The sequence below is a fragment of the Streptomyces griseofuscus genome (assembly GCF_014673495.1).
GTDB classification, from domain to species: Bacteria; Actinomycetota; Actinomycetes; order Streptomycetales; family Streptomycetaceae; genus Streptomyces; species Streptomyces murinus.
The window spans coordinates 1178720-1205608 of record NZ_CP051006.1; the positions used below are offsets into that span (position 1 = coordinate 1178720).

At 72.7% G+C, this 26889-nt stretch carries 23 protein-coding genes, 3 pseudogenes and 1 riboswitch; of the genes and pseudogenes, 5 read left to right on the plus strand and 21 right to left on the minus strand.

Going from position 1 to position 26889, the window contains the following annotated elements; all coding sequences use genetic code 11:
• The first annotated feature begins 23 nt into the window (after positions 1-23).
• Positions 24-362 (plus strand): DUF6233 domain-containing protein, encoded by a 339-nt coding sequence (locus HEP81_RS42305; RefSeq protein WP_338058770.1) that lies wholly within the window; start codon positions 24-26, stop codon positions 360-362.
• Positions 363-617: 255 nt separating this feature from the next.
• Here HEP81_RS42305 and HEP81_RS41305 read toward each other — a convergent pair.
• The 3 genes and pseudogenes from HEP81_RS41305 to HEP81_RS42585 all read right to left on the minus strand — a co-directional run.
• Positions 618-809, minus strand: a pseudogene (locus tag HEP81_RS41305) (B/F/G family RNA polymerase sigma-70 factor); the annotation flags it as partial.
• 192 nt (positions 810-1001) lie between these two features.
• Positions 1002-1499 carry a hypothetical protein gene (locus tag HEP81_RS05170; protein ID WP_243279290.1) on the minus strand — a complete coding sequence of 166 codons (498 nt, stop codon included), beginning with the start codon at positions 1497-1499 and terminating at the stop codon, positions 1002-1004.
• A 440-nt stretch (positions 1500-1939) separates the two neighbouring features.
• Positions 1940-2209 (minus strand): annotated as a pseudogene (locus HEP81_RS42585) (MobF family relaxase); the annotation flags it as partial.
• A 73-nt stretch (positions 2210-2282) separates the two neighbouring features.
• Between HEP81_RS42585 and HEP81_RS05180 the strand changes: the two are divergent.
• Positions 2283-2384 (plus strand): annotated as a pseudogene (locus HEP81_RS05180) (transposase); the annotation flags it as partial.
• Positions 2385-2804: 420 nt separating this feature from the next.
• On the opposite strand, the gene HEP81_RS05185 reads toward HEP81_RS05180, so the two are convergent.
• Both HEP81_RS05185 and HEP81_RS05190 read right to left on the minus strand, forming a co-directional pair.
• Positions 2805-3197: a hypothetical protein gene (locus HEP81_RS05185; protein WP_154821983.1), complete on the minus strand. Its 393-nt coding sequence runs from the start codon at positions 3195-3197 to the stop codon at positions 2805-2807.
• A 165-nt stretch (positions 3198-3362) separates the two neighbouring features.
• Complete coding sequence (locus tag HEP81_RS05190; protein WP_167739895.1) at positions 3363-3683, minus strand: hypothetical protein; 321 nt, start codon at positions 3681-3683, stop codon at positions 3363-3365.
• Here HEP81_RS05190 and HEP81_RS05195 point away from each other — a divergent pair.
• On the plus strand, positions 3637-4407 hold the full coding sequence (locus tag HEP81_RS05195) for an IS5/IS1182 family transposase (protein ID WP_063755303.1): 771 nt from the start codon (positions 3637-3639) through the stop codon (positions 4405-4407). The genes HEP81_RS05190 and HEP81_RS05195 overlap by 47 nt on opposite strands.
• A gap of 87 nt (positions 4408-4494) precedes the next feature.
• Here the strand turns inward: HEP81_RS05195 and HEP81_RS05200 are convergent, their stop codons facing one another.
• Positions 4495-6213: a LuxR family transcriptional regulator AbsR2 gene (locus HEP81_RS05200; protein ID WP_244312134.1), complete on the minus strand. Its 1719-nt coding sequence runs from the start codon at positions 6211-6213 to the stop codon at positions 4495-4497.
• 88 nt (positions 6214-6301) lie between these two features.
• On the opposite strand from HEP81_RS05200, the gene absR1 reads away from it, so the two are divergent.
• Positions 6302-7384, plus strand: a complete 1083-nt coding sequence (gene absR1, locus HEP81_RS05205; protein WP_037663989.1) for a beta-glucuronidase AbsR1 — start codon at positions 6302-6304, stop codon at positions 7382-7384.
• 116 nt (positions 7385-7500) lie between these two features.
• Here the strand turns inward: absR1 and HEP81_RS05210 are convergent, their stop codons facing one another.
• The 10 genes from HEP81_RS05210 to HEP81_RS05245 all read right to left on the minus strand — a co-directional run bounded on the left by HEP81_RS05210 (position 7501) and on the right by HEP81_RS05245 (position 16667).
• Complete coding sequence (locus HEP81_RS05210) at positions 7501-8877, minus strand: NtaA/DmoA family FMN-dependent monooxygenase (protein WP_037663987.1); 1377 nt, start codon at positions 8875-8877, stop codon at positions 7501-7503.
• 19 nt (positions 8878-8896) lie between these two features.
• Entirely contained in the window at positions 8897-10135 is a 1239-nt protein-coding gene (locus HEP81_RS05215; RefSeq protein ID WP_037663985.1) for an LLM class flavin-dependent oxidoreductase, read from the minus strand.
• Positions 10136-10258: 123 nt separating this feature from the next.
• Positions 10259-10381: a putative leader peptide gene (locus tag HEP81_RS42100; protein WP_274599479.1), complete on the minus strand. Its 123-nt coding sequence runs from the start codon at positions 10379-10381 to the stop codon at positions 10259-10261.
• Between the two features lie 127 nt (positions 10382-10508).
• Positions 10509-11528, minus strand: a complete 1020-nt coding sequence (locus HEP81_RS05220; RefSeq protein ID WP_037663982.1) for an ABC transporter substrate-binding protein — start codon at positions 11526-11528, stop codon at positions 10509-10511.
• Positions 11529-11578: 50 nt separating this feature from the next.
• On the minus strand, positions 11579-12379 hold the full coding sequence (locus HEP81_RS05225) for an amino acid ABC transporter ATP-binding protein (protein WP_037663980.1): 801 nt from the start codon (positions 12377-12379) through the stop codon (positions 11579-11581).
• A complete protein-coding gene (locus HEP81_RS05230; RefSeq protein ID WP_190275948.1) occupies positions 12376-13356 on the minus strand; it encodes an amino acid ABC transporter permease in 981 nt (326 codons plus the stop codon). The genes HEP81_RS05225 and HEP81_RS05230 overlap by 4 nt, the downstream gene beginning before the upstream one ends.
• Positions 13357-13594: 238 nt before the next feature.
• Entirely contained in the window at positions 13595-13744 is a 150-nt protein-coding gene (locus tag HEP81_RS05235) for a hypothetical protein (protein ID WP_157854681.1), read from the minus strand.
• A 32-nt stretch (positions 13745-13776) separates the two neighbouring features.
• A riboswitch (SAM riboswitch) is annotated at positions 13777-13887 on the minus strand.
• A 79-nt stretch (positions 13888-13966) separates the two neighbouring features.
• Positions 13967-14857 (minus strand): glutathione S-transferase C-terminal domain-containing protein, encoded by an 891-nt coding sequence (locus HEP81_RS05240; RefSeq protein WP_037663978.1) that lies wholly within the window; start codon positions 14855-14857, stop codon positions 13967-13969.
• A gap of 97 nt (positions 14858-14954) precedes the next feature.
• Complete coding sequence (locus HEP81_RS42105; RefSeq protein ID WP_256639939.1) at positions 14955-15077, minus strand: putative leader peptide; 123 nt, start codon at positions 15075-15077, stop codon at positions 14955-14957.
• 138 nt (positions 15078-15215) lie between these two features.
• Entirely contained in the window at positions 15216-16667 is a 1452-nt protein-coding gene (locus HEP81_RS05245; protein WP_037663977.1) for a purine-cytosine permease family protein, read from the minus strand.
• A 287-nt stretch (positions 16668-16954) separates the two neighbouring features.
• Between HEP81_RS05245 and HEP81_RS05250 the strand changes: the two genes are divergently transcribed.
• The gene (locus tag HEP81_RS05250; protein WP_037663974.1) at positions 16955-18370 is read left to right on the plus strand and encodes an amino acid permease; all 1416 of its coding nucleotides are present in this window, start codon (positions 16955-16957) and stop codon (positions 18368-18370) included.
• A gap of 16 nt (positions 18371-18386) precedes the next feature.
• Here the strand turns inward: HEP81_RS05250 and HEP81_RS05255 are convergent, their stop codons facing one another.
• From HEP81_RS05255 to HEP81_RS05275, 5 genes are all read right to left on the minus strand, one after another.
• A complete protein-coding gene (locus HEP81_RS05255; protein WP_037663973.1) occupies positions 18387-19763 on the minus strand; it encodes a cryptochrome/photolyase family protein in 1377 nt (458 codons plus the stop codon).
• Positions 19764-19869: 106 nt separating this feature from the next.
• Positions 19870-21393: an SDR family oxidoreductase gene (locus HEP81_RS05260; RefSeq protein ID WP_106980113.1), complete on the minus strand. Its 1524-nt coding sequence runs from the start codon at positions 21391-21393 to the stop codon at positions 19870-19872.
• A 173-nt stretch (positions 21394-21566) separates the two neighbouring features.
• Entirely contained in the window at positions 21567-23843 is a 2277-nt protein-coding gene (locus tag HEP81_RS05265) for a DEAD/DEAH box helicase (protein WP_078967797.1), read from the minus strand.
• Between the two features lie 1091 nt (positions 23844-24934).
• Positions 24935-25576: a response regulator gene (locus tag HEP81_RS05270; RefSeq protein ID WP_037663970.1), complete on the minus strand. Its 642-nt coding sequence runs from the start codon at positions 25574-25576 to the stop codon at positions 24935-24937.
• Positions 25573-26853: a sensor histidine kinase gene (locus HEP81_RS05275; RefSeq protein WP_078967796.1), complete on the minus strand. Its 1281-nt coding sequence runs from the start codon at positions 26851-26853 to the stop codon at positions 25573-25575. Before HEP81_RS05275 ends, HEP81_RS05270 begins: the two co-directional genes overlap by 4 nt.
• Positions 26854-26889: the final 36 nt, after the last annotated feature.

Here is a 26889-nt window from a genome sequence, read left to right on the forward strand (position 1 = left end):
AGCGCCGCCCGATCGGCTGGGTCGTGCAGAAGACCCGAATCCGGCGCGGCCCGGCCCGGCGCGCCCTGCACGCCCCGGACTGCACCGAGGCGCCGCAGGATACGCCGCTCCTGGACCTGAAGCGCGCCCTGGACGTCGCGGAGAACCCGGCGACGACCTTGTGCACCCTGTGCGGGGGCCGCGCAGGAGATCACGCCGGTGCTGCGCGGCTTCGACCACACCGGCGATGGCTCTCTCGAGGCCTGATCTCGGACCGCTGCTTGGCAGTGCCGGCGCGCGCGATGGTTGTTCGGGCGGGCGGCTTCGGCTCTACCCGACCGAGGGGGCAGGCCGGTGGTCGGCAGGGCGGGCCGCCCGCTTAGGATCCGCGCGTGGCGCACACCTTCGAAGAGCTTGTGGAGATGCAAAAGGCCACCGACGCGGCGAAAGCCCAGCTAGAGCAGCTGCGTGACCAGTACGGGCCGCCCACCGCCCGCCCGTGGAGCGAGCAGCAGACCCAGACGTACGAGACGGCCTGGCGGTCCTGGCGTGACCTCGCCCGCAGCGTCCAGGCCGCGGTCACCGAGCACGCCAAGGCGAGCGGGCAGCCGCGGGTCGAGGTGGAAGCCGGAGTGAGAAGCGATTCGGTGCGCCATGGGCAGCCAGGCGCTCACGAGTTCGTCGCGTACGGCGTCCCGCTCGGGACCGTCGTCCAGGCGCGCCAGCCGGGCGAACAGCTCGACGGTCCAGTCGGCGTTACCGACCGCCTGCCAGGGCCCACGGGGCGTCGGTGGACTCCAGCGCGCGTCCGAGGCGAACGAAGCATCCATAGTCGGACCGTCCATTGAGAGCCACCCGCCTCATCCCTCGAGGAGTGGTGGAGAAGTAATGTCGAGTTCGCCGGGTGCGGTGGACCGGCGCGCGAAAGATGGCCGGGCATCGTCGGAGTGGTGCGGTGCTGGACGCGGTGCGCACCACACCACTCTCCGGCCGGTGGACTCCACCCAGTGGAGTGGACGCACTCAGTGGCCCGCCTCCCGGCCGCGGTGTGGTCCGGGCGTCTGCGGGCCGTGTGCTTGCTGGCCGTCCGGGCGCACCGTGCGCACCGGGCCGGTGTCGTCGGCCTGGCCGGTGTAGCGGTCCGCACGGACGCGGGAGTCGTCGCCCGCCTTGGCGCACGCGTCCTGGAGGCGGCGCAACCGTTCGGCAGTGAGGTCGAGGGCTTCCACGTCTGTGCGGGCTTCCCGCAGGGCCCGCAGCGCCGTCATGTCGATCACCTCTCGGCGGCCGTGCCCCTGCTTCTGGTCGTCGTGCTCGGGGTCGGCCGGCTCGGGCGCGAGCAGCTGCTCGGGCATGGCCGCCTGCTGGTGGGCGACGACGTCGTACGCCCGACCCCGCACAGCAGTGGCGGCGATGGTGCGCAGCCTCTCGCGCACCACCGCGCTGGCGAGGGCGGCGCGCTCGTACTGGAGCGGGATGCGGGGAATCTCCCACTCTCCCGCCTCCTGGCCTGGCGGCATGGGCGCCGCCGGCTCGTCGGGATCGGCGGGGGGCTGCCGGTCCGGGTCGGAAGCCGCAGTAGGTGGTCGGTGACGGGCGGGGAGGTCGGGCAGGGTCCACCGGGCGGTGTATAGGCGGTAGCCGGCCTCCAGGGCCGCGTACGGTCTTCGGCTCGGTGATGTCCAGGAAGTGGGTGGAGATGGCGGCGGGCTTCAGCGAGCAGGTGGCGGCGGTGGAAGCGGCCGCCGTCGTTCATCACGAACACCGTCGCGGCGACGTCGACAGCCGCCAGCGCTATGTCGACCACGGCGGCAGCCCTGGCCCGGATCACCGCCGCCGTGGCGCGGGCGTGTTCGAGGAGGGAGTTGATGACGTCGACGTGCACACCGGAGGTGAGGATCGCACTCGCCTTCCACCGCGCGCGCAGCTGCGCGCGCGGCCGGGTCTTCTGCTTGGGCGGGCGGGTCTTGCGGGCGGCGATCTGGTTGAGCTTGGCGCGGGCCCGCTCGGAGACCACGAGCAGGAACCGCGGCTCGCCGTCGTCGTCGACTACGGTGACGTACTCGTGCTCCAGCTCGGTCAGGCAGGCGGCGATCCGGTCGCTGCGCCGGGCAGTCCAGCGGATCAGCTCGTGCGGCACCCCGGCGATCTCCATCACCGGCCGGGGCTCCAGTGTGACGGTGCGCGGCTCGGTCGCCAGCCCCAGCACCTCGCAGACCTCCGCGGCCACCAGCTCGTTGTAGAGCGCGGAAGCCGCGACCGTGTTCTCATGCAGGGCCGTGGTGTGTCTGATAGTTGATCTTGTGGTGGGTCGTGGTGAGCTGACGGATGCGGCGTGGGAGCGGATAGCACCGCTGCTGCCGGGTGTTGACGGGCGAGGGCCTCCGTGGCGGGATCACCGGAGACCACCTCGCCGATGTCGCCGACGCCACCGTGCAAGACATCCGTCGCATCAACGCCAACCCTCAACTGCCGTGGTCATTCCTCGCTCACACTGGCCTGACCATCCGCCCACCACATCCACCGAACTTACGAAAAGATCAGTAGCGGAGCCTGGATCGGCCTGGACTCCCTGGAGCCGGGCCGTCCCAGCGCCAGGCGCCTCGGCGCCCACGAGGGAGCGCCGTCGGCGACCTGCGGGCCACGTCGTGACCGCGACGCCACCGGCGGCCGCCATCGAGACAACCGCGGTCCCGGCCCCAGTGACCGCTGACCAACTGTCCGACGGCGAGCTGGTCGGCGGCGTCCGCGACGACTTGCGGCGGTAGTCACCTTGATGGCCGACTGCGCCGTTGGCCGATTGGGCCGGTGCTTGGTGGCCGGCCTCAGCAGTAGTTCCAGACATACCAGACAGGGCCCCAGCTCCCGTGGGCGTCTGAAGAGGGGGCGCCGGGAGTCGTGTAGAGCCATCCCCCGTTCGTGCCATTTTTGTTGTACATCCCCGTCGTCGTGCCCGGCGTCTGGTTGTTGTACCAGGAACCTCCGCTGCCCATGCCGTCGGGGATCTCCTGAATATAGCAGTCCTTGTACCGGAATCCGAGCTGCTGGAAGTTGGCCTGCTTGTAGCCGCAGAAATAACCCTTGGGACAGTCAGCCGGCGCGGACCGTAATGCCGGCTGCGCAGCGTTCGAGGGCGCAGTGGACAGTGCTACGGCCGTGAGTGCCCCAGCGGTCACGAGAAGCTTCCGCAGAGAGGTTCGGCGAGTGGGGTTGAACATTCGAGTCTCCTCCATGTCGGCGGCAGTGGGGGGGCGACCGGAACCGTGGAGATCATTCCCGGCATCCGCTGTCAATTTGACAATTGTTTGCGGATGAATGCTTGTTGCACACCTCTATTTTTCGCCGCATTAGAAAACTTCCGCCAAGAGGGTATTGAGCCATGATCAGGTTCTGGTAGGTGCAATCACTGCGACCTTGACCATCGGGGTATCGCGCCCGAACAGCCCGACAAGGTGCACCACGAGCGCATCGTCACCCTCACGCGTGAGCAGGCCGGCCTGTACCAGGCCCTGGTCGACCAGACACCGGAGCAGGTCAAGGCTTCCACTGGTATCGCGCGGCGCGGCCTGATCCTCAAGTTGCTGCAAGGGCTGCGCCAGATCTGCAACACCCTTTAAAGCGCGTTGCAGAATGCCGTGATCTGGGCATTTTCCTTGTATGCGTGGGGTGTTGAGGGCTGAGCCGTTGTGGGTGGAGACGTTCACGGGGCTACGGATGAAGCAGTTCGAGGGACTGTTGAAGGCGGTGCGGGAGCGGGGTGGCGATGGCCCGCGAATCGGGCGGCCATGGTGTCTGCCGCTTGCCGATCGGGTGCTGATGGTGGCGGTCTACTACCGGACGAACCTGACCATGCGGCAACTCGCGCCGCTGTTCGGAATCTCGCCGGCCACGGTGTGCAGGGTCATCCAGCGGCTGCGGCCGCTCCTCGCGCTCAGGCCGGTCACCCGCCCCGTCGATGCTACGGACCGGCTGTGGATCGTGGACGGCACACTGGTGCCGGTCCGTGACCGCAAGGTCGGCGCCTCAGGCCGCAACTACCGGTTCTCGGCGAACGTGCAGGTCATCATCGACGCCGACACACGCCTGGTCGTGGCCACCGTCCGTCCGGCCCCGGGCAACAAAGCCGACGCCCATGTCTGGCGCAGCTCCGGGCTGCCAGAGCAGTGTCAGGGCGTCACCGTGCTCGGCGACGGCGCCTACATCAACACCGGCCTGGTCGTCCCGCACCGCAAACGACCCGGCCGACCTCTGCCGGCCGGCGAGGAAGCCGACAACAAGGAGCACCGCCGTGTCCGCGCGCGGGTCGAGCACGCGATCGGACGTCTGAAGAACTACAAGATCCTCCGTGACTGCCGACAGCCCGGCGACGGCCTCCACCACGCGGTCCAGGCTGTCGCCCACATGCACAACCTCGCCATGGCCGCATGATCAGAACAGCCGTAGTCGCACCCTGACCTGCAAAATCACGGCATTCTGCAACGCGCTTTAGATCAGCTTGGTGACAAGGGAGTTCGGCTAGGCTGACCGGTCCAACAGGCAGGGCAGCGCGCCCCGGTCCCCCGTGCCCAGCCGGGTGTACGCGCTGTACAGATGGTTGCCGACCGTGCGCACGGACAGCGTCAGCCGCTCGGCGATCTCCTTGTTGCTCAGGCCCGCCGCCGCCAGGGCCACGATCTGCCGTTGCCGTGCGGTGAGTTCGCCGAGCACCAGACCGGCCAGCGCCGGGGTGCGGGCGCCCTGGCAGCGGCGGGCGAGGGCGAGCGCCCGGGTGCGGGAGCGGCGCCCGGCCCGGGGGTCGCGGTGGACGCGTACGGCCTGGGCATGGGCCTCCGCCGCGAACAGCAGGAACCCGCGCTCCGCCAGGGCGGTCGCGGCACGGTCCAGCGCGTCCCCGTCCCGGCGCGCCAGCGCCTCGGCGTGCCGGGCGAGCACACTTCCCGGGGGCAGCGCGCGGGCGGGCTCCCCGGCGCGTACGGCCCCGTAGCGCGCGTACACGTCGCCCTCCGCGAAGCCCTGCCCCGATTCGTCCGACTCGGCCTGCCCCAGGGCGAGTTCCGCCGCGCACCCGGCGTCCCCCGGCGCCCACCGCAGTCCCTCCCGCGCCCATGCGGCGGCGTCCCGCACCGCGCCCCCCAGCCGGGCGAACCGGGCCCGCACCGCCGCGTACCCGGCCGGTACCGGCTCCCCCTCGGCCACCGCCCAGTCCCCCACCGGCGTCTCCACCGGCCGTACGTCAAGCTGGGCCAACCGCCCCTCCAACAGCCGCTGTTCGGCGGCGAGGGCGGCACCGCGGTCCGCTCCGGCCCGGCTCAGCCGCCGAGCCCGCAGCCGCCCGGTCACCGCCCGCAGCGCCGGTCCGTGCAGCGGGTCGGCGAGCGCGACCCCGCCGGCGTCGTCCACGGCGATCAGACCGGCCGCCTCCAGCCCTTCGAGGACATCGAGGTCGAGGTCGTACAGCGGGGGCCTGGCCGGCTCGGCGAAGGCGAGGCGTTCCAGGATCTCGCGCTCGCCGGGCGCGGCGCGCTCCAGCACGGGCGCGAGCCGGTCGCGGACGGCCGGGGTGACGGGCAGCGGCCCGCGCCAGGCGCGCTCACCGGTGCCGGGGACGGCGACCAGGTCCTCCCCGGCCACGAGCGCGGCCACCAGGGAGCGCAGCAGCCGCAGATCGCCCCGGCACAGCCGGTGCAGCCGCCGCACGGTGAGCGCCTCGAACCCGGCCGCGCCGAGGAGCGCCGCGGTGTCCTCCTCGGGCAGCGGGGCGAGGGCCAGCCGGGGCAGCAGCTCCCCGGTCCACAGCCGGGACACCGCGCCGGGCGCCGACGCCTCGTCGCACGCGGCCACGATCAGCCGGGTGCGCCCGATGGCGGCCAGCTGGTGGACCAGCGCGGCGGAGTCCTCGTCCAGCAGATGGGCGTCGTCCACGACCAGGAGCCGGACGCCGGACAGGGCCCGCACCGCGCCGGGCAGCGAGCCGGTGACGGCCGGCAGGTGCGCGAACGCCGCGAGGGGCAGATGGCGGGCCTCGGGGGTGCCGGTCACCCGGACGTGGTCCGTGCCCCGGATTGCCTCCGTGATCAGCCGGGTCTTGCCGCGCCCGGCCGGACCGGTCACCACGATGCCGCGCCGGCCCGCGGCCATCGCCCCCCGCACCAGCTCCAGTTCGTCCTCCCGGCCGGTGAACGGCCAGGGCAGTTCGAGAGTCTTCGCGTCCTGTTCGTAAGTCCTCACACCCATCAGAGCACGCGTACTCAGGTTTGATACAGGGCGACTTGAGTAGCCTTCGACTCAGGCGCCCTCACCGCGAGGCGGGCACGCTGGCCGCATGACCCGACGCCTGTGCTCGCTATCACGGCAGCCGGCCCCGTCCTTCGGACCGGGGCTGACCGCCGAGCGGCAGGCCGCGCTGCTCGCCGGGCGGCGCATGTGGGTCAACGGCACGGTCCTGCACTACTGCTTCCTCGACGCCGACCACGACGCCTCGGTGATCCCGGTCCCCGGGACCGGGGAGCTGCGCCGGGTGGCGTGGGCGGGCGGCAAGGAGCAGCTGGACGTGGTCCGCGAGTGCTTCGCGCAGTGGGAGGCGCTCGGCATCGGGGTCGCCTTCGCGGAGGTCGGCGACCGGGGGGAGGCCGAGCTGCGGATCGGGTTCCAGGCCGGCGGGGGTTCCTGGTCGGCGGTGGGCCGCGAGGCCCTCGCCGTCGGCCGGGGCGAGCGCACCATGAATCTCGGCTGGGACGTGACCGCGCAGGGGGAGCGCGGCACGGTCCTGCACGAGATCGGGCACGCGCTGGGCCTGGTGCACGAGCACCAGAACCCCTGCGCCGGGCTGCACTGGGACGACGAGGCCGTCTACGCGGAGTTGGCGGGCCCGCCGAACCACTGGAACCGGGAGACGGCGTACACCAACGTCCTGCGGGCGCTGGACGCCGGGGAGTCCAGGGGCGCGGTGTGGGACCCGCGCTCGGTGATGGCCCTGCCGTTCGGTCCGGGGCTCGTGCTGGAGCCGGAGCAGTACCGCGGGGGGCTGCGTCCGGCCGAGCGGCCCTCGGACCGTGACCGGGAGTTCGTCCTGCGCTGGTACCCGGGTATCGCGCCCGGACCCGACCCGCTGGTGCCGTTCCGTTCGGCACCGCTGGGCCTGGGTCCGGGCGAGCAGGCGGACTTCGTCGTCGAGCCGACAGAGACCCGCGATTACACCGTGGGGACCTTCGGCGACGCCGACACCGTGCTCGTGGTCTTCGAGGAGCGGGACGGGGAGCCGCGTTTCCTCGCCGGCCACGATGACGGCGGCACTCCGGACAACGCCCGGTTGCGGGTACGGCTCGTCCGGGGCCGCCGCTACTTCGTCCGCGTCCGCGTCTACTCCGTCTGGGGGGCGGGTCAGACGGCGGTGATGTGCTGGTGAGCACGCGCGGGCGGCACGGTCCGTAGTCCGGCTCCGGGGGAGCGGGCGCGTACGTCACCCACGGGGGAGGTGACGTGCGCGCCCGCGCCGGTGCCATGCCGGGGCCGCGCCGGTGGCTACGAGGCGGCCCGCTCGGCCGGGGCGGCGGCGTCGGGGTGGGCGAGGCCCAGGTGCTCGCGCAGGGTGGTGCCCTCGTAGTCGGCGCGGAAGACGCCCTGTTCCTGGAGGAGCGGGACCACCTTGTCGGCGAACGGGTCGAGACCGCCCGGAGTGATGTGCGGGACGAGGATGAACCCGTCGGAGGCGTCCGCCTGCACGAACTCGTTGATGGTCCGGGCCACGGTGGCGGGGGCGCCCACGAAGGTCTGCCGGTTGCCGTTGTTGATCACCAGATCGCGGATGGACCACTTGTTGGCCTCGGCCAGCTCACGCCACTCGCGGGCGATGGCGACCGGGTCCCGGTACATCCGCACCTGGGCGCGGCCCCGGGAGATGTGCTCCTCGCTCACCAGCGGATCGATGTCGGGCAGCGGGCCCTCCGGGTCGTACCCGGACAGGTCGCGGTTCCAGACGAACTCCAGGTGCTTGAGCGCGGTGGCGCCGCTGACCTGCTGGCGGCGCACCTCGCGGGCGAGTTCGGCGGCCTCGGCGTCGGTGTCGCCGAGCACGAAGGTCGCGGCGGGCAGGATGAGCAACTGGTCGGGCCTGCGGCCGTACTTGGCGAGGCGGCCCTTGACGTCGGCGTAGAAGGCCCGGCCCTCCTCCAGGTGGGAGTACCTGCTGAAGATGGCGTCCGCGCCGGCGGCGGCGAACTCGCGGCCCTCCTCGGAGTCGCCCGCCTGGAAGATCACCGGGCGGCCCTGCGGGGAGCGCGGCACGTTGAACCGGCCGTGGATGTCGAAGTGCCGTCCCTGATGGACGAAGGCGCCGGCCCGCGCGTCCCGCAGGAAGGTACCGGTGGCCCGGTCGGCGAGGATCTCGTCGCCGCTCCAGGAGTCGAACAGCTCGTGCGCGGTGGCCAGGAACTCCTTGGCGCGTGAATAGCGTTCGTCCTGCGGCAGGAAGCCGCCGCGCCGGAAGTTCTCGCCGGTGAAGGCGTCCCAGGAGGTGACCACGTTCCACGCGGAGCGGCCACCGGAGAGATGGTCGAGGCTGGCGAACTGGCGGGCCACCTCATAGGGCTCGTTGAACGTGGAGTTGATGGTGCCGGTCAGGCCGAGCCGGTCGGTGACGGCGGCGAGCGCGGCCAGCACGGTGAAGGTGTCGGGACGGCCGACCACGTCCAAGTCGTATATCTGCCCGCCCTGTTCGCGCAGGCGCAGGCCCTCGGCGAGGAACAGGAAGTCGAACTTGGCGCGTTCGGCGGTGCGCGCGAAGTGCGCGAAGGAGCTGAACTCGATGTGGCTGCCGGCGGCCGGGTCGCTCCACACGGTGGTGTTGTTGACGCCGGGGAAATGGGCGGCCAGATGGATCTGCTTCAGCGGCTTGCTCATGGTCGTACGGTCCTCCGGCTCAGACGGCGGTGGCGGCGGCAGCGGCGTAGCGGTTGGCGGGGCGGGCGAGGCCGAGCAGGCCGCGCAGGGTATCCGCCTCGTAAGCGGTGCGGAACCGGCCCCGGCGCTGGAGTTCGGGCACCAGGTCGCGGCTGATCCGGGGCAGGTCGTGCCCGGCGACGGCCGGCCGCAGCCGGAACCCGGTCAGCCCGGCGCCCGCCAACTCCTCAAGGAGATCGGCGAGTTGTGCCGCCGTGCCGGTGAAGATCGGGGCGTCGCCGGTGTACGGCTCCCCCGCGAGCGCGTCCAGCCGCGCCCGCCGAGCCTCGGCCTCGCCCCGGCTGTCGTCCAGGAGGACCAGCAGGTCCCCGAAGACATGCAGGGTCTCCCCCGCCCGCCCGGCGCTCTGCTGCTCGGCACGGATCTCGGCCACGATCGCGCGGGCGTGCGCCGCGTCGCGCGGGGTGACGTAGCCGATGTCGGCCCCCCGGGCCAGCAGCCGGTACGGCACGGTGTCGTGCGCGAGGGCGCTGACCAGCGGCTGCCCCTGGGGCGGGCGGGGGGTGATGGAGGGGCCCTTGACGCTGAAGAAGCGGCCTTCGAAGTCGATGTAGTGCAGCTTGTCCCGGTCGACGAACCGGCCGGTCGCGCGGTCGCGGATCTCGGCGTCGTCCTCCCAGCTGTCCCAGAGCCTGCGCACCACCTCCACATAGTCGGCGGCCTCGTCGAACAGGTCGGTGAGCAGGCCCTGGGCGTCCGGGCTGTCGTACGCCTCGATCCGGTCGACACGGCGGCGGCCGAAGTGGTCGGCCTCGTCCGGCCGGGCGGTGATCCGCACCCGCAGTCCGGCGCGGCCGGTGCTGACGTAGTCGAGGGTGGCGATCGCCTTGGAGATGTGGAACGGCTCGGTGTGGGTGGCCACCACGGTCGGCACCAGGCCGATGTGCCGGGTGAGCGGCGCGACGCGGGAGGCGACGAGCACCGCGTCGAGCCGGCCGCGTACCTGGTCGGTGCGGTCGTCGGGCTCCAGCGGGTGCGCGGACTGGGGGCCGAGGCCGTCCTCGATGGTCACGAAGTCGAGCAGACCGCGCTCGGCCTCCGCGACCTGGTCGGCCCAGTATCCGGCGGTGAACAGCTCGTCCGGGCGGGCGACGGGCTCGCGCCAGGAGGCGGGGTGCCAGCCGGTGCCGTCCAGGGCGACCGCGAGATGGAGGTGGGAGTGGGGGTCGGGGCGGGTGGAGGAGGTGGCAGAGGACACGAGTTGGCGCCTTCCTGGGTGTCCGTACGAGGGCGCGCCGGGCCGCGCCGGGAGCGGGGCACGGCGGCGGGCGGGCGCGGCGGAGCGAGGGATCCGCGCGGCCGCGAGGGCGAAGGGGGAGCGTCAGGAGCGACAGAGCGCGCCGGCCACGCGCTGGAGGTCGATATGGGGCCGGGAGTGCAGCACGGCGGAGCGGGCGGTCCGCAGGACGCGTGCGCACGGAAGGTGCCTTCGGTCCGCGGTCATGTCCGCCACCTCCGTCCACCGCGCTCGGCGGCCCGCCTCTGCGGCGGCCGCACCCATCTCGTCATGAGGCACAACGCCCCGGCCCCACTCGGTGTTCCCGGCGCCGGAAGCTGTTCGGGCCGGCTGCTCAGGAATCGCTGAGCGGCAGTCCGGGCGGGTTGACCTGGGACTTCGCCACGGCCTCGTCGGAGAGGTTGTAGGCGGCGAGCCACTTCGCGTACTGCCCGTTCTCGATCAGGTGGTTGACGGCGTCCGCGATGGGCTTGGCCAGGCCGCTGTCCTTCTTCGTGGTGGCCGCGATCAGCCCCTGGAGGCTCGCGCCCGCCCCGGAGTAGGTGCCCGCGCTGCGGGTCGGGTTCGGTGACTTCGCGGTCTGGGTGACGTGGTAGGCGACGCCGGGGTTCGCCGCGAAGTAGGCGTCGATCCGGCCGCCGGACAGCGCCAGATAGGTGGCGTTCTTGCTGGCGTAGTGCTTGACGGTGAGGGTCTTGCCCTCGGCCTTCAGCTTGGTCTGCCACTCCAGGAGGATCTTCTCCTGGTTGGTGCCGTTGTCGACGGCGACCGTCTTCCCGGCGAGGTTCTCGTAGTTCCCGCCGAAATTCCAGGTGCTCTTCTTCAGCACCTCGAAGCCCACGTTGTCCTTGCGGTACGAGGCGAAGTCGTACTTCTTCTTGCGTTCCTCGGTGTCGGTGATGTTGGCGAAGCCGACGTCGGCCTTGCCGCTGTCGATGCCGACGAACATGTTCTCCCAGGTGGCGTTGGCCAGTTGGGGCCTGAGGCCGAGGACCGCGGCGACCAGGCGGCCGAAGTCGGGTTCGGCGCCGGTGAGGGTCTTCTGGTCGCCGCCGATGTAGGCGAGCGGCGGGAAGCCGTCGGGCAGCGCGCCCACGACGATGTCCAGGGTGCCCCGCTCGCGGACGGCGGCGGGCAGTTCGGCGTGCAGCGAGGCGACCTCGGGGACCTTCAACTCGGTCTGTCTGGCGGCGCCGTTGGACACCCGGCCCACGGTCACCGTGCCGGCGGCATCGGTCGTGGTGGCCGCGTCACTGCTGCCACCGCAGGCGGCGAGGGTGCCGGCGAGGGAGGCGATCACGGTGGCCGCGGACAGACCGCGTATCAGGCTGCGTCGGGTGAGGTGGCTGGGCATGGCTGTCCTTGTCGTTCGATGGTGCGTCTGGGGGGAGGAAGGGGGCGGGTTCAGAGGACCTTGGCGAGGAAGTCCCGGGTGCGGGGATGCTCGGGGTGGTCCAACACCTGGGTCGGCGTGCCCTGTTCGACGATCCGGCCGCCGTCGATGAAGACGATCCGGTCGGCGACCTCGCGGGCGAAGCCGATCTCATGGGTGACGATGACCAGGGTGGTGCCGCTGGTGGCGAGGTCCTTGATGACGGAGAGGACCTCGCCGACGAGTTCCGGGTCGAGCGCGGAGGTCGGCTCGTCGAAGAGGATGATGCCGGGGCGCAGCGCGAGGGCGCGGGCGATGGCGACGCGCTGCTGCTGGCCGCCGGAGAGCTGGCGCGGGTAGGCGCCGGTGCGCTCGCCCAGGCCGACCCGGGTGAGCAACTCCCGGGCCAGTGCCCGTGCTTCGGCCTTGCCGAGGCGGCCGGTGGCGACGGGAGCGGCGGCCACGTTGTCGAGGACGGTGAGATGCGGGAAGAGGTTGAAGTTCTGGAAGACGAACCCGATCCGGCCGCGCTGGGCCAGGATCGCGCGCTCGCCCAGCTCCTTCAGCCGGTCGCCCACGCGGCGGACGCCGATAAGTTCGCCGCCGACGCTGACATGGCCGATCTCCGGCTTCTCCAGGTGGTTGATGACCCGCAGCAGTGTGGACTTGCCGGAGCCCGAGGGCCCGATGACGACGGTGACCTCGCCGGGGCGCACGGTCAGGTCGATGCCGTCCAGGACGCGGTGGGTGCCGTACCACTTGTGGACGTCGTGCACCTCCAGCGCGGCCGGGGCCGTCTCCTGGGCGGCGGTGGCGGTGGCGGTGGCGGTCATACGACGGCCTCCCCGCGCAGCCGGGTGCGGAACGCGGCGAGGGCGGCGCGTGCCTTCTGGAGCGGGGTCGGCGGCAGGGTGCGGGTGGCGCCCCGGGCGAAGTACCGCTCGACGTAGAACTGGACGACGGAGACGGCGCTGGTCAGGATCAGGTACCAGACGGTGGCGACCAGGAGCAGCGGCACGATGTCGCCGGGGTAGGTGCTGCCCATGGTCTGCACGGAGCCGAACAGGTCGAGCAGCGACACGTAGAACACCAGGGACGTGCTCTTGACCAGGCCGATGAGCTGGTTGACGTAGTTGGGCGTGATGGAGCGCAGCGCCTGCGGCAGCACGATCCGGGTGAACTGGTAGCCCTTGGGCAGGCCGAGCGCGGCGGCCGCCTCGTGCTGGCCCTGGTCGACGGAGAGCAGCCCGCCGCGCACCACTTCGGCCGCGTACGCCGCCTCGTTGAGGCCGAGTCCGATGACGGCGACCGTCATGTCGGTGGCGAGCTTCGACTCGTCGAAGGTGACGAAGGCGGGTCCGAAGGGGATCCCGAGGCTCAAGGTCTTGTACAGGGCGGAGAAGTTGTAGAGGAAGATCAGTACGACGATCAGCGGCACGGAGCGGAACAGCCAGGTGTAGGTCCAGCTGACGGCGCGCAGCACCGGGCTTCCGGACTGCCGCGCGAGGGCCAGCAGGACTCCGCCGACCAGGCCCAACAGGGCGCTCAGCGCGGCGACTTCGAGCGTGACGAGGAGACCGTCCAGGACCGTGGGCCGCAGGAACCAGTAGCGGAAGCGGTCCCACTGGTAGAAGGGGTTGGTGGCCAGGCCGTGCGCGATCTGCGCGACGACCACCAGGACGACGGCGGTGGCGATCCAGCGGCCGGGCCGGCGCAGCGGCTGAACGCGCTGCGCGGCGAGGGGCTTTGACGGCTGTGCGGCGGGCGGCGCCTCGGCGAGCGAGACGGCGGCGCCTGGGGGTTGGCTCATGGCGGGCTCCGGCGAGGGGCGGGGCGTGACGGGGAGGAGCGGGGGGTGTGGGGAGAAGCGGGGTGCGGGGTACGACGGACCGGGTGCGGCCCGCCGCACGGCTCGGGGCGTGCGGCGGAGCGCGTCGAACGCGCGGAAACGGGACCGGAGTTGGTCCGGAGAGCGGAGAAGGGGGCGGGCCGCTGAGGCGGTGTGCCCGAGGTCCGGGGCTACGGCCGCCGGGGCGAGATGATGGAGGTCAGCCCCGGCAGCCGCGGATCGCGCCCGGCGCGGTACACAGCGCGCTGCTGACCCGCAGCAGGTCGACGGCGCGGTCGGCGACCAGGGCGGTACGCGCCGGTACGCAGCCCTGGGGGCGGCTCAGGGCCGTCCGGGGAGCTGCGTACATGGCGTCACCTGTCACTGTCATGGCCCCGTGGGGCCGCGCGCTTACCGAAGTCGTCGTCCGGTCCGGTCGTCACCTGGGGCACCCCACCGCGTCGCGAGGGTTGCCGGTCAGCCAGCCAGGGCTTGGCGCTGACACTCTTGACCGTATCTGGGCCGCAAGTAATCCAGTTGGCGCCGCGAATGTCAATGTCCGTCCGTCACGTGGACACCGCCTGGACCGATCTCACCTGCGGGAAGCGTCCGGCGAGCCGCTGGCGTGGGCCGCCCAGTCCAGGATCTGGACGGCGGCTCCGGCGGCCTCCAGGCCCTGGCAGTGGCCCTGATGGCGGCGCGCGATGCCGTCGAGGTCGAGATGGCGGCCGAAGGCGGGGTGGCCGGCCAGACGGCGGGCGTAGGCCCACAGGGCCCGGTGCTCGGCGATGCGCTGCACGGCGGACGCGTCCAGGTGGCAGCGGTGCACCAGGTCCAACTGCACCAGGGACACCCAGAGTTCGACGTCGGCCGCGGTGAGCCTGCCGTCGGCCAGGTACTCCTCCCCCGCCAGCCGCCGCTCCAGCCGGCCCAGCGTGTCCAGCAGCGCGTCGAGCGCGGCGGCCCGCTCCGCCGGGCCGGCGCCGGCGCGTCCGGCACGCTGGGCGGCCTCCTCGATGCCCTCGGCGCACATCCGCTCGACGGACTCGATCACGGACTCCAGGCCGGGCGGGAACAGGGGGTTCTTGCAGGTGCGCGGGAAGCGGTCCAGGTCGCGCAGGATGTCGCGGGCATGGGTGCTGACGATGCGTCCGGACCAGTCGTCGCTGAGCACGGGGGCGAGCGCCGGGCCCCGGTAGTGGTGGGCGCTGGCCTCGTACAGCGGGCGCAGCTCGGCGTGACCGCCGTCGCGGCCGTCCGGGAGGGCGGGCAGGAAGGTGACCGGACAGCTGTCGGCCAGGCCGAGCAGGGCGTGGCCGACGGCGAGGCGCAGTCCGTCCGGACAGGCGGTGGACAGATGGAGGCGGTAGCGGTGGGGCACGGCGTAGTGGCCGCTGCGCGCGTCCCGGCCGAGCCGGCCCCGGAAGTCGGGCGCGGTGACGCGGTGGGCGGGCGGGACGGCGGCGAGCGGAGTGATGGACATGCGTCTCCCCGGGTGGTGGGCGTGCGAGGGCGCGTCGGCGGGAGCCGCCGGCGGGCGGCCGCGCGGGCCTGAGCGGCGAAGGGCGTGGTGCGGCGGGTCAGCGCGGGTCGCCCAGGGCGCTACAGACGCGCAGCAGATCGATGTGCCGGCGGGAGGTGAGCAGTGGGGTGCGCGTCGGCGTCCGGCCCGCTCGGCCGGTGACCGCTTCGAGGCGCACCATGTTTCCCTACCTGTTCACTAGGATTCCCTGTCAGGAAGTCTCGATCCCCCTCGACCCGGCGTCAAGAGGGTGTCCACCGACAGGGACAAGACCGTGGTCACGTACCCGGACCCGCCGTCACGCGCCCGGACCCGCCGCTCAGGGCTCCCGGTGCTCGGACGCCGCCCGTTCCAGCTCCGCCGCCTCCGCCCGGGCCAGCCGTGCCTCCGCCTCGACATCGAGGGAGCGGGTCAGCCACCAGTACAGGAGGGCGGAGACGGGCAGCCCGATGAACAGGGAGATGTCCGCGCCGCCGAGCGCCTTCGCGGCGGGGCCCACGTACAGGGTGCCGACGGAGAAGAACGGGACCATGACCGCGAAGCCGACCAGGTAGGAGATGATCCCGTGCCAGCCCCAACGGCCGTAGATGCCCCGGGGGTTGAAGATCTCGGCGACCGCGTAGTGGCCCCGGCGCACCACGTAGTAGTCCATGAGGTTGACCGCGGTCCACGGGATGAACAGATAGAGGACCAGCAGCAGGAAGTCGTTGAAGTCGGCGAGGAAGTGCGCGGTGGCGGCGAGCGCGCCGATCACGGAGAGCGCGGCGGTGAGGGCGAGGGTGAGCAGCCGCACGGAGAGCGTCGGCCGTACCCGTCGTACCGAGTCGATGGCGCTGATGAGGGTCAGCGAACCGCCGTACATGTTGAGCGCGGTGACGGAGATCAGACCGAGGGCGGCGAAGAGCAGCACGATCGCGCCGAAGCCGTCGAAGACCTTGTCACCGGCCGCGTCGATCGAGGTGATGGTCTCGAAGTGCGGGCCCGCCCAGGCCGCGAGCAGGGAGCCGAGGACCATCATCCAGATGCCGCCGAGCGCGGAGCCGAAGTAGGTCCAGTAGAAGGTCTTGCGGACGGTCACGTCCGGCGGCAGGTAGCGGGAGTAGTCCGAGACGTAGATGGCCCAGCTGATCTGGTAGCCGGCGACCACGCCGAACTGGGCGAGGAACGGCGTCCACTTGAAGGCGCCGAGGTCGAAGGAGCCGGCCGGGTAGTGCAGGGTGAGCAGGATACCGACGGTGAAGATCCCGAAGACGGCCAGGAAGACGTAGGTCAGGATCCGTTCGGCCTTGTGGATGATGTCGTAGCCCACCAGGGCGACGGCGAGCGCGACCACGGTGACCGCGAGGACCCAGGGCTTCACCCCGCCGTGCAGCGTGGTGTGCAGGGCGTCGGCGGCGAGGATGCTGTTGAAGACGTTGAACCCGGCGTACTGCACATAGGCGAAGAGCCACACCAGGAGCGCGCCGACATAGCCGAACTGCGGCCGCGACTGGATCATCTGCGGCAGGCCCAGCTGGGGTCCCTGGGCGGAGTGGAAGGCCATGAAGAAGGTGCCGAGGACGGTGCCGGCGACGATGGCCAGCAGCGACCAGAGGAGATTGCCGCCGCCGGTGATGCTGATCAGCCCCACGGCCAGGGTGGCGATCTGGGCGTTGGACATGAACCACAGGGGCCCCAGGTGCCACAGCTTGCCGTGCCGCTCGTTCAGCGGGACGTAGTCGATGGACCGGACCTCGATCCCGGACGTCCTGCCCTGCGCCGACCCGCTCATGCCGCCTCCCGAGCCCGTTGCGTCACTCGGATCACATGGTGCACCGGCGCGGGCCCGGTGACGAGAGCGCGGGCGACGACACCCCGGGCGATCACCGCGGGCCCGTACGGCGCCTCAGGGAGCGCCGGAGATATCGCGGTCGGAGGGGCCCCGCGGCTCAGTTTTTCCGTGGACGGAATGCCCGGACGAGACAAGAAACGGCGATTTTGCGACAGGTAGGGGCATCGCCGACCATGGCGGGGTCCCGGCGATCCCGGGACGTCGGCTTGATGAGAGGCGCACCACCCATGCACGTCACCGGAACCGCTCCCCTGCCGGCTCCGGCCCCTTCGGAGAGCCTCACGGCACCCGCCGGGGACCCCCAGGGCACGCCCGGCAGCCGGCACGCGCGCCGGTTCGGGCTGCCCGTGGCCACCGCGCTGGTCATGGGCAACATCATCGGTGGCGGCATCTTCCTGCTGCCCGCCTCCATCGCCCCCTACGGCACGGTCAGCCTGGTCGCCTTCGGGGTGCTGACGATCGGCGCCATCGCCCTCGCGCTGACCTTCGGCAAGCTCGCCGCGCGCGATCCCCGCACCGGCGGCCCGTACGTCTACGCCCGCGGGGCGTTCGGCGACTTCGCGGGCTTCCTCGCGGCCTGGTCGTACTGGATCACCACCTGGGTGTCGAACGCCGCGCTCGCCGTGGCCGCCGTCGGCTATCTGGACGTGCTGATCCCGGTGAGCGGACACCGCTGGACCGCGTGTCTGGCCGCGCTGGCGATCCAGTGGCTGCCCGCGCTCGCCAACTTCGCCGGCACCCGCTATGTGGGCGCCGTGCAGCTGGTCTCCACGGTGCTGAAGTTCGTGCCGCTGCTGCTCGTGGCGGTCGGCGGGCTGTTCTTCTTCGACCCCTCCCGGCTCGGCCCGTTCAACTCCAGCGGCCACGGCGCGATCGGCGCGGTCTCCGCCTCCGCCGCGCTGCTGCTCTTCTCCTACCTCGGGGTGGAGTCCGCCGCGGTCAGCGCCGGTGAGGTCAAGAACGCCCGGCGCAATGTGGGCCGCGCCACCGTGATCGGCACCGCGGGCGCCGCGCTGGTGTACCTGCTGGGCACGCTGTCCGTGTTCGGCACGGTCGCGCACCACCGGCTGGTCAACTCCACCGCGCCTTTCTCGGACGCCGTGAACGCGATGTTCGGCGGCAGCTGGGGCGGCTGGGCGGTGGCGCTGGCCGCGCTGGTGTCGATGATCGGCTGCCTGAACGGCTGGACCCTGCTCAGCGCCCAGACCCCCTACGCCGCCGCCCGCGACGGGCTCTTCCCTGCCGCCTTCACCCGGCGCCGCCGGGGCGTGCCGACGGTCGGCGTCGCCGTGACCGTGGTACTGGCGTCCCTGCTCACCGCGTACAACTACCTCTCCGGCTCCGGCAAGGTCTTCGAGGTCCTGGTCCTCGTCACCACCTTCACCGCGACCGTCCCCTATCTGCTGGCCACCGCCGCCCAGCTCTTCCACCTCGTCTCCGGCCGCGCCGACTCGGTGGACCGGGGACGGCTGGTCCGCGACGCGGTGGTCACCTCGGTCGCGGCCGCCTTCTCGATCTGGCTGATGGCGGGCGCCGGCTACGCGGCGGTGTACCAGGGCGCGCTCTTCCTCTTCGCCGGCGTCCTCGTCTACGCGGTGATGACGGCGCGCCGGGCCCGGGCGGCAGAGGGGCGTACCGCCTAGCCGCGACCGGGGGCGTTCACTTACCCCGGTCGCGGCCCCTGCGGAACCGGTCCACGCCCTCCGCCAGGTCGATCATCGGTTCGGGATAGTCCAGCGCGGCACGCTCCGCGCCGGGCAGCTTCCACGGCTCGTGCACGAAGCGGTCGGCGAGGCCCGCGAGCTCGGGTACCCAGCGGCGCACATAGCCGCCGTCGGGGTCGTAACGCCTGGCCTGGGCAATGGGGTTGAGGACCCGGTTGGGGCGGGTGTCCGTGCCGGTACCGGCGACCCACTGCCAGTTGAGCTGGTTGTTGGCGATGTCTCCGTCGACCAGCCAGTACAGGAAGTGCTCGGCGCCGATCCGCCAGTCGACGTAGAGCGTCTTGGCCAGGAAGGACGCGGTCAGCAGCCGGGCCCGGTTGTGCATCCAGCCCTCGTGGCGCAGCTGCCGCATCGCCGCGTCGATCACCGGATAGCCGGTACGGCCCTCCCGCCAGGCCTCGACGTCGGCGCGCGCGGCGCGCCCCGTGCGCCAGCGGTCGCCCTTGGTGCGGTAGTCGGCGCGGGCGACCGCCGGGCGGGCGGCGAGCACCTGGCGGTGGAAGTCGCGCCAGGCGAGCTGGCGTACCAGCGCTTCGGCGCCCGGACCGCCGTGGCGGCGGGCCCGCTGGACCAGTTCCACCGGGGACAGGGTGCCGAAGTGCAGATGCGCGGAGAGCCGGGAGGTGGCGTCGGCGGCCAGGTCGTCGCGGGTGTCGTCGTAGGCGTCCAGACCCGTGCGCCAGTACGCGGTCACCCGCTTGCGGCCCTCGCTCTCGCCGCCGGCCGGCAGGGCGGGCGAGACACCGGTGACGTCCTCGCGGGCGGGCAGCCGCTCGCCCCGCACCCCGTCCGGCACGGGCACCCGGCGCGGGGCGGCCAGCGGCGCGCGCAGCCCGGCCTGGGCCCAGCGGCGGTGGTACGGCGTGAAGACCGCGAAATGGTCGGAACCGGCCGGGGTCACCTCGCCCGGGGGCACCCCCACGGTCACCGCGTCGTGCACGAGCAGCCGCCGCCCGTCGGCCGCCAGCGCCCGCCGCAGCAGGTCCTCCCGGCGGGTGGCGAAGGCGCTGTGCGCGGCGGCCAGGTGCACCTCGTCGGCGTCCGCCTCCGCCGCCACACCGCACACCTGCGCCACGAGGTCGCCGGAGCGCACCACGAGCCGTCCGCCGCGCTCACACAGGGACGCGTCCAGGTCGGCCAGGCAGTCGGCGAGGAAGGCGGTGCGGTTCGGGGTGGCGAAGCCGGCCGCCTCGACGGCGCGGTCGCGGACGAACAGCGGCACGACCTCGTCGGCGGCGGCCAGCGCGGCGTGCAGCGGCGGATGGTCGTGCAGCCGCAGGTCGGAGGTGAACAGGACGACCGAGACGGACATGGCGGTCAGCCTATTCGGGGTGGTCGGGGGCGGTGCGTTCTCCCGGCGGCGCGGCGGAGCCGGATGTGGGTTCGGGTGCAGCGGGTCCGGGTCCGGACACCGGTGCTCATCTCGCTTCGTCCCGGGTGCGGGCGGCGGCGCGCACGATGTTGCGGGCCATGCCGCCGAAGACGACCGCGTGGAAGGGCGAGACGCTCCACCAGTACAGATGGCCGAGCAGCCCGCGGGGATGGAACAGCGCCCGCTGCCGGTACCGGACCCCGCCGTCGCCGTCGTCCACCCGCATCTCCAGCCAGGCCAGGCCCGGCAGCCGCATCTCGGCGCGCAGCCGCAGCAGCCGGCCGCGTTCGATCTCCTCCACCCGCCAGAAGTCCAGCGAGTCGCCCACCCGCAGCCGCCGCGCGTCCCGGCGGCCCCGGCGCAGGCCCACCCCGCCGACGAGCCGGTCGAGCCAGCCCCGTACCGCCCAGGCCAGCGGGAAGGAGTACCAGCCGTTCTCCCCGCCGATGCCCTCCACCACCCGCCACAGCGCCTCGGGCGGTACGTCCGCCGCGCGCTCGCGCACATCCGTGTACAGGCTGCCGCCCGCCCAGTCCGGGTCGGTGGGCAGCGGACCGCTCGGGGCGCCCGGTACGGCGGCGGAGGACCAGCGGGTGACGACCTGGGCCTCGCGGACCCGCTGAAGCGCCAGGGCGAGCGCCCGGTCCAGGCCGAGGGGGTGGCCGGGCGGGCTCGGCACGTACCGTTCGATGTCGTTCTCATGGCAGACGACCTCGTGCCGCAGCGACTCCGTCAGCGGACGCGCGATACCGGCCGGCACCGGGGTCACCAGGCCGACCCAGTAACTGGACAGGCCCGGCGTGAGCACCGGCACGCGCACGATCACCCGCTTGGGCAGCCCGGCGGCACTGGCGTACCGCTGCATCATGTCCAGGTAGGTGAGCACCTCGGGGCCGCCGGCGTCGAAGGCGCGGCTGACGTCCGGGGGCAGCCGCGCGCAGCCCACCAGGAGCCGCAGCACATCCCGTACGGCGATGGGCTGGATCCGGGTGTGCACCCAGCGCGGGGTGACCATCACGGGCAGCCGTTCGGTCAGGTAGCGCAGCATCTCGAAGCTCGCGGAGCCGGAGCCGATGATGACGGCGGCGCGCAGCACGGCGGTCGGCACGCCCGAGTCGAGCAGGATGCGGCCGACCTCGGCCCGGGAGCGCAGATGCGGCGACAGCTCGCGCTCGGGCACTCCGGCCGGGGTCAGCCCGCCGAGGTAGACCAGGCGCTTCACTCCGGCCCGGCGGGCCTGCTCGCCGAAGACCTGGGCCGCCCGCCGGTCGGTGCGCTCGAAGTCGCGGCCGGTGCCGAGGGCGTGCACCAGGTAGTAGGCCACGTCCATGCCGGCCATCGCCCGCGCCACCGAGTCCGCGTCCGTGACATCGCCCTTGACGATCTCCACCCGGCCTGCCCAGGGGTGGTCGCGCAGCTTGTGCGGGGTGCGGACCAGGCAGCGCACCCGGTATCCGGCGTCCAGCAGTTCCGGCACGAGCCGGCCGCCGATGTACCCGCTGGCGCCGGTGACCAGACAGGCGGGCGAGCCGTCCTCGTGCGCGTCGTCGGCCACTGTCTCGTCCGCCACGGATCCGCCCCGTCCACGCTCGTGTCCCGGTGCGTCGGATCGCGCTCCCGGCTGACTCCAGGGTGGCGGCCTCGTGGGGCGACGCGCCTGGGGCGTGGGCCGATCGGGTGATGTTACGGGGGCTCGGGCCGGACCCCCGGGACGATGTACGAAGGTCGCGGGCGGCTCCTCGGTCACTCGCTGGGTTGCAGTGGGCTCTCCTCCACGGCGCCCGGCCGTGCCCGCTCCTCCGCGACGTCCGGCCGTGCAAGCTCCTCCGTCACGCCCAGCCGTGCCTGCTCCTCCTCGACGATCCGGCGGGCCAGCTCGGTGTCCGACACGTCGACCGCGTCGGGGGTCGACTCGGCCACGGCGCTGCGGCGCGCGTAGGCGTCGAACAGGCGGGTCTTGGCGGCGAGCATCTTCACCAGGCGTTCGTCCACGCCTCCGGTGGCGAGCAGCCGGTACACCCGTACCGGCCTGACCTGCCCCATCCGATGGGCGCGGCCCACCGCCTGGTGTTCGATGGTCGGCTTGATCTGGGGTTCGCAGATGATGACGACGGAGGCGGCCTGCATGTTGAGGCCGACGCCGGCCGCCTGGATCTGCGCCAGGAGCACCGCGGGGCCGGACGCGGCGGCGAAGTCGTCCACGAGCCGCTGGCGCCGCGTGGCCGGGACGCTTCCGGTGAGCGGCCCGAACAGGGTGGTGTCCGGGGCGAGTTCGTCCCGTACCACGCCCAGTACGTCCTTGAAGTTGGAGAAGACGACGGTCTTCTGCCCGTTCTCGCCGGCCTCCCGGACGATCTCACGGAGCCGGTCCAGCTTGGCCGATCCCTTCGGGTGCGCATAGGCGGCCCGGCGCATCGCCATGAAGTTGCCGGCGCGTACGGCCTCCCGGTACGCCTCCTCGTCCGACGCGCTGAGCTGTTCCCACTCGTCGGACTGCTGGAGGCTGGGCAGTTCGGTCAGTACGTCCACCTGGTTGCGCCGCAGGTACACCGGGGCGACGGCCTTGCGGAAGGCGACCGAACCGGCCGGCGCGTCCCCTTCTCCCAGGGAGTCCGCTATCCCGCGGTGCAGCATCCCGACCAGGTTGCGGAACTCGACGACCCTGTTCTCCATGGGAGTTCCGGTCATGAACAGGGCGCGCTCGCAGTGCTCCGCCCATCCGGCAACCGCCTGGGACCGCTTGGCCTTCGGGTTCTTCACACAGTGCGCCTCGTCCACGACGAGCAGTCCGACCTCGCCGCCGCCCGGCTCCGGGAATCCGCGCAGCGCGTCGAACGTGGTCACCGCGACCCCGCCCCGCCCCTTCCAGTCGGCGAACGCCTCGTGCCGGTCGGGTCCGTGCAGCACCGTGACGCGCAGGGTGCTGCGGGCCTCGATCTCCCGGGTCCAGTTGACGAGGACGCTCGCCGGGCAGACGACCATGAAGTGGCTCTGCCCCTCGGCCGCGAGGTGTGCCAGTACGGCGATCGCCTGGATGGTCTTCCCGAGGCCCATCTCGTCGCCGAGGATCACCTTGCGCTGCGCGAGGACGAAGCGCGCGCCGAACGCCTGGTAGCCGCGCAGGGAGACGCGCCGATGCTCCTCGGCGAGCTGCTGGATACGGACCCGCTCGGCGACCTCGTCCGGCAGAAAGCCCTCGGCGGCGGCCGCGTCCGGCTGCCGGCCGGAGATCTCGGCGAGCAGGCCGTAGTACTCGGCGGAGCGCAGCTCGAAGTCCACCCAGGCCGCGATGTCGGAGGATGTGCCGCGCAGCAGGTCCACCGAGGTCTGGGCCAGCGACTCGGGCAGGCCGGCGGCTTCCGCCTCGGCGGTGAGGGAGCGGATCTCGGCGAGCGCGGCCAGGGCGCGGGCCCGCTTCTCCCGTCCGGCCAGCAGCATCCTGAACCGTCCGGCGGCGGGCTTCGCCTCGGTCAGCAGCGGGCCGAGGCGCTTGGCGAGGGCGACGGCCTCGTCCACCGCGCGCCGGGCCGCCGGACCCGCTTCCACCAGGACGTGCAGGGCTTCGACCAGGGCGGTGGTCGCCGGTTCCGGCCGGTCGACGTCGATATGGACGGCCACCGTCTCGTGCACGGCCTCGGACAGGCGGCGGGCGGCGGCGAGCATCTGGTCGACGGTGCGCTGGCCGACGCCGGGGATCTGCCGCAGCCGGTACGGTCCCGCTTCGAGGACCTGGCCCACCGTGCTCAGACCGCTCTTGTCGACGCTGCCCAGCCGCAGCCGGCCCTCGGTGACGTCCTGCAACCGGGCGACCGGGATGGCGTCGAGCTCCCGCTTGACCAGCGCGTCATGAATCGGCTTCAGCGCCGCGCGCACCGCCTCGACCGCGCGGGCATGATCACCGGCCACCGCCTGCGCCGCCTCATACAACCGCGCCCCACCCGCGAGTACCTCCCGCCCCTCGTGCCCCACCCTCGCCGCCCCCACTCCTTCGCCACCGGCCTCACACGCCCCCAGGAACATAAAAGATTCCCATACGACGGGGGGTGGGGAGGCCGGAGTGCGGACGACGGGGTGACGGGTTGGAGGGCGGGGGGATGGGCCAAGAGCCGGTGACGGGCGGGGCCGGTGAGCCCGCGACCGGGGGCGGGCGAAGCGGGTCACGGCGGATGAGATCGGGGTCGGCTGCCGGACGCGGACTGTCGGCAACCCTACGAGGCCGAGATGCGCGGCGGACGCGGCAGGAGCCAGTGGCCGATGAAGCCGCGGGCACATGCGGGCGAGCCCGGCGACGGGGACGACCGAGCGGACGGTCGACGGTGGACCAGGACGGGACAGCGACAGCCGAAGCGAGAACGGTGACAGATGAAGCCCAACCCGGGATCAACGAGCCCGAGACCAGGGGCAGACGAAACCGAAGCCCCGACAGGCCCGGACGGGGGCTGTTGGCGGTCTTACGAGGCCAAGGCCAGCGGCGGACGCGGCAGGAGCCAGTGGCCGATGAAGCCGCGGGCACATGCGGGCGAGCCCGGCGACGGGGACGACCGAGGCAGCGGACGGTCGACGGCGGATCAGGACGAGACCAGCGACGGCCGAAGCGGAGAAGCGCTGACGGATGAAGCCGAGGCCAGGGGTCCGGAGCCCGACTCCGGTGGTCGCTGAAGCCGGGATCAACGGCGGACGCGTCCGGAGCCGATGGCGGACGAACCCGAAGCCGACGCCCGATCAGCCCTCCCCTAGCAATGGACGACCCCGAAGCCACCGACCGATCAGCCCGAGTCCAACCCGCACACCGCGCACCACCCCGGAACCGACCCCCGACCAGCCCGCCACCGACGAGAGGCGAACGCGGGATCAGCCGCGCGTCAGCCCGAGCCCGACCACGGCCGCGTGCCGAAGCCAGCCCTGGACCAGCCCGCCACCGGCGACAGACGAACCCAGATCAGCCCCACGTCACCCCAGCCCCACGACAAATACGTGCCGGAGCCAACCCCGGACCAGCCCCACGCCACCCCCCACCCCCAGCCCCCACCACAGATACGTGCCGAAGCCAACCCCGGACCAGACCTCACCAGCGACACACGCCCCCGCCCGACGCCGCACACGTCCCGCGGTCAGCGGCGGATCAGGCCGAGGTCCGTCGCCGTGGCGACCGCTGCCGTGCGGGAGTCGACGGCCAGTTTGGTGTAGACGCGGGCGAGGTGGGACTTGACGGTTCCCTCAGTGAGGTGGAGGCGGTGGGCGATGGCCTGGTTGGAGAGGCCGTCGGCGACCAGCGCGAGGACCTCGGTCTCGCGCCGGGTCAGTGCGGTGCCCGGCATGCGCAGCCGGTTCATGAGCCGCTCGGCGACCGTGGGCGCGAGGGTGGTGCGCCCGGCCGCGGCGGTGCGCACGGCCGCGGCCAGTTCCTCGGGCGGCGCGTCCTTGAGGAGATAACCCGTGGCCCCGGCCTCGATGGCGGGCAGGGTGTCCGCGTCGGAGTCGTACGTGGTCACGACCAGCACCCGCGGCGCCCCCGCCCTCGCCGTGATCCGCGCCGTCGCCTCCGCCCCGCCCATCCCCTTGCCGAACTGGAGGTCCATCAGCACCACGTCGACATCACCCCCGGCGGCCCGGGCCACGGCCTCCTCCGCGGTCGCGGCCTCGGCCACGACGACCAGGCCGGGCTCGGTCTCCAGCACGGCCCGCAGCCCGGCCCGGACCACGGGGTGATCGTCGGCCAGGAGCAGCCGGATGGGGGCGCTGTCGTCGGTCACGGGCGAGCCTCGGGCGTGATGTCGGATACGGGGGTGGGCGTGCTGTCGTACATGATCCCGGACGCGCTGCCCGGCGTACCGTCGGCGGGCCCGCCGAGCGGCAGCCGCGCGGCCAGGGACGTACCCCTGCCCGGCGCGGATTCGATGCTCAGCGTGCCGCCGAGGGCATGCATCCGGGCCCGCATCGCGGCCAGTCCGAACCCGCCGCTCTCCGGGTCGGGGGCGGGCGACAGGGCGGGGTCGAAGCCGGTGCCGTCGTCGGAGATGTCGAGGGCGACGCGGTCGCCGAGGTAGCCGAGGGTGATCTCGGCACCGGTGGCACGGGCGTGCCGCACGGTGTTGGCGAGGGCGGACTGGGCGATGCGCAGCAGGGCGACCTCGTGCTCCATGGCCAGCGGGACCGGTTCGCCGGTGAGGTGGAAGCGCACGCTGATCCGGTGGTGGTCGCCGGTGGTGACGCACAGCCTGGCCAGCGCGTCGGCCAGCGTGGTGCCGTCCAGGGCGGGCGGGCTGAGCGCGGCGACGAAGCGGCGGGCCTCGGCGAGGTTGTCCACCGCGGCCTGGCGGGCCGCCGCCACATGACCGGCGGCGGCATCGGGCCTGCCGGGCAGGGCGCGTTCGGCGGCGCGCAGCAGCAACTGGATGCTGGAGAGGCCCTGGGCGAGGGTGTCGTGGATCTCGCGGGCCAGGCGTTCGCGTTCGGCCAGCACCCCCGCCGTGTGCTGGACCCGGTCCAGGTCGGCGCGGGTGGCGGTGAGTTCCTCGATCAGGCGTCTGCGCCGCTCGCTCTCCCGGTACAGGGCCTGATAACCCCGTACCACCGCGACCGCGACCGCCGCGCCGAGCGCGGGGCCGATCACCATGGCCGCGCCGAAGGAGCCTTGATGGGCGGCGAAACCGGCGACGGCCGCCGCCGCGGTGGCGGCCACGGCGGCGAGCCCGGACCGGCGCGGCAGCAGATGCAGCTGGAGGAAATACAGCGGGAACGCCATCCACACGGCGTCGGCGGACAGCGCAAGCAGCACCAGCCATACGGCGCCCACCGCGGCGAGCCACAGCGCGGCGGCCCGCCGGGAGCGGCGGACGCCGGGCAGCAGCGGCCCGGCCGCGTACACCCCGGCGCAGGCCACGGCGACGGCGACGACCGGCCACGCGGCGGACCGTTCGTCGGCGACGGCTCGCCAGCCGGCCAGCGTGAGCAGGCCGAGGACCAGCAGGTGCAGGCACCAGGACAGGGCCCGGGTGGTCGGGGTCAGGGCGGGGGAAGCGGTGTTCACAGTGCCTCCCAGGCTACGGAAGCCGCGGGCCTTGTG

What these genes read in the sequence shown, in the direction of transcription:
- HEP81_RS05220 (WP_037663982.1), bottom strand. Translation starts at nt 11,528, where the DNA reads ATGCCCAGCCACCTCACCCGACGCAGCCTGATACGCGGTCTGTCCGCG.
- HEP81_RS05170 (WP_243279290.1), bottom strand. Translation starts at nt 1,499, where the DNA reads ATGCCGCCAGGCCAGGAGGCGGGAGAGTGGGAGATTCCCCGCATCCCG.
- HEP81_RS42105 (WP_256639939.1), bottom strand. Translation starts at nt 15,077, where the DNA reads ATGGTGCGCCTCGAAGCGGTCACCGGCCGAGCGGGCCGGACGCCGACG.
- HEP81_RS05265 (WP_078967797.1), bottom strand. Translation starts at nt 23,843, where the DNA reads ATGTTCCTGGGGGCGTGTGAGGCCGGTGGCGAAGGAGTGGGGGCGGCG.
- HEP81_RS05225 (WP_037663980.1), bottom strand. Translation starts at nt 12,379, where the DNA reads ATGACCGCCACCGCCACCGCCACCGCCGCCCAGGAGACGGCCCCGGCC.
- HEP81_RS05245 (WP_037663977.1), bottom strand. Translation starts at nt 16,667, where the DNA reads ATGAGCGGGTCGGCGCAGGGCAGGACGTCCGGGATCGAGGTCCGGTCC.
- HEP81_RS05250 (WP_037663974.1), top strand. Translation starts at nt 16,955, where the DNA reads ATGCACGTCACCGGAACCGCTCCCCTGCCGGCTCCGGCCCCTTCGGAG.
- HEP81_RS05255 (WP_037663973.1), bottom strand. Translation starts at nt 19,763, where the DNA reads ATGTCCGTCTCGGTCGTCCTGTTCACCTCCGACCTGCGGCTGCACGAC.
- HEP81_RS05240 (WP_037663978.1), bottom strand. Translation starts at nt 14,857, where the DNA reads ATGTCCATCACTCCGCTCGCCGCCGTCCCGCCCGCCCACCGCGTCACC.
- HEP81_RS05210 (WP_037663987.1), bottom strand. Translation starts at nt 8,877, where the DNA reads ATGAGCAAGCCGCTGAAGCAGATCCATCTGGCCGCCCATTTCCCCGGC.
- HEP81_RS05230 (WP_190275948.1), bottom strand. Translation starts at nt 13,356, where the DNA reads ATGAGCCAACCCCCAGGCGCCGCCGTCTCGCTCGCCGAGGCGCCGCCC.
- HEP81_RS05200 (WP_244312134.1), bottom strand. Translation starts at nt 6,213, where the DNA reads ATGGGTGTGAGGACTTACGAACAGGACGCGAAGACTCTCGAACTGCCC.
- HEP81_RS05195 (WP_063755303.1), top strand. Translation starts at nt 3,637, where the DNA reads ATGCGTGGGGTGTTGAGGGCTGAGCCGTTGTGGGTGGAGACGTTCACG.
- HEP81_RS05185 (WP_154821983.1), bottom strand. Translation starts at nt 3,197, where the DNA reads ATGTTCAACCCCACTCGCCGAACCTCTCTGCGGAAGCTTCTCGTGACC.
- HEP81_RS05235 (WP_157854681.1), bottom strand. Translation starts at nt 13,744, where the DNA reads ATGTACGCAGCTCCCCGGACGGCCCTGAGCCGCCCCCAGGGCTGCGTA.
- HEP81_RS42100 (WP_274599479.1), bottom strand. Translation starts at nt 10,381, where the DNA reads ATGACCGCGGACCGAAGGCACCTTCCGTGCGCACGCGTCCTGCGGACC.
- absR1 (WP_037663989.1), top strand. Translation starts at nt 6,302, where the DNA reads ATGACCCGACGCCTGTGCTCGCTATCACGGCAGCCGGCCCCGTCCTTC.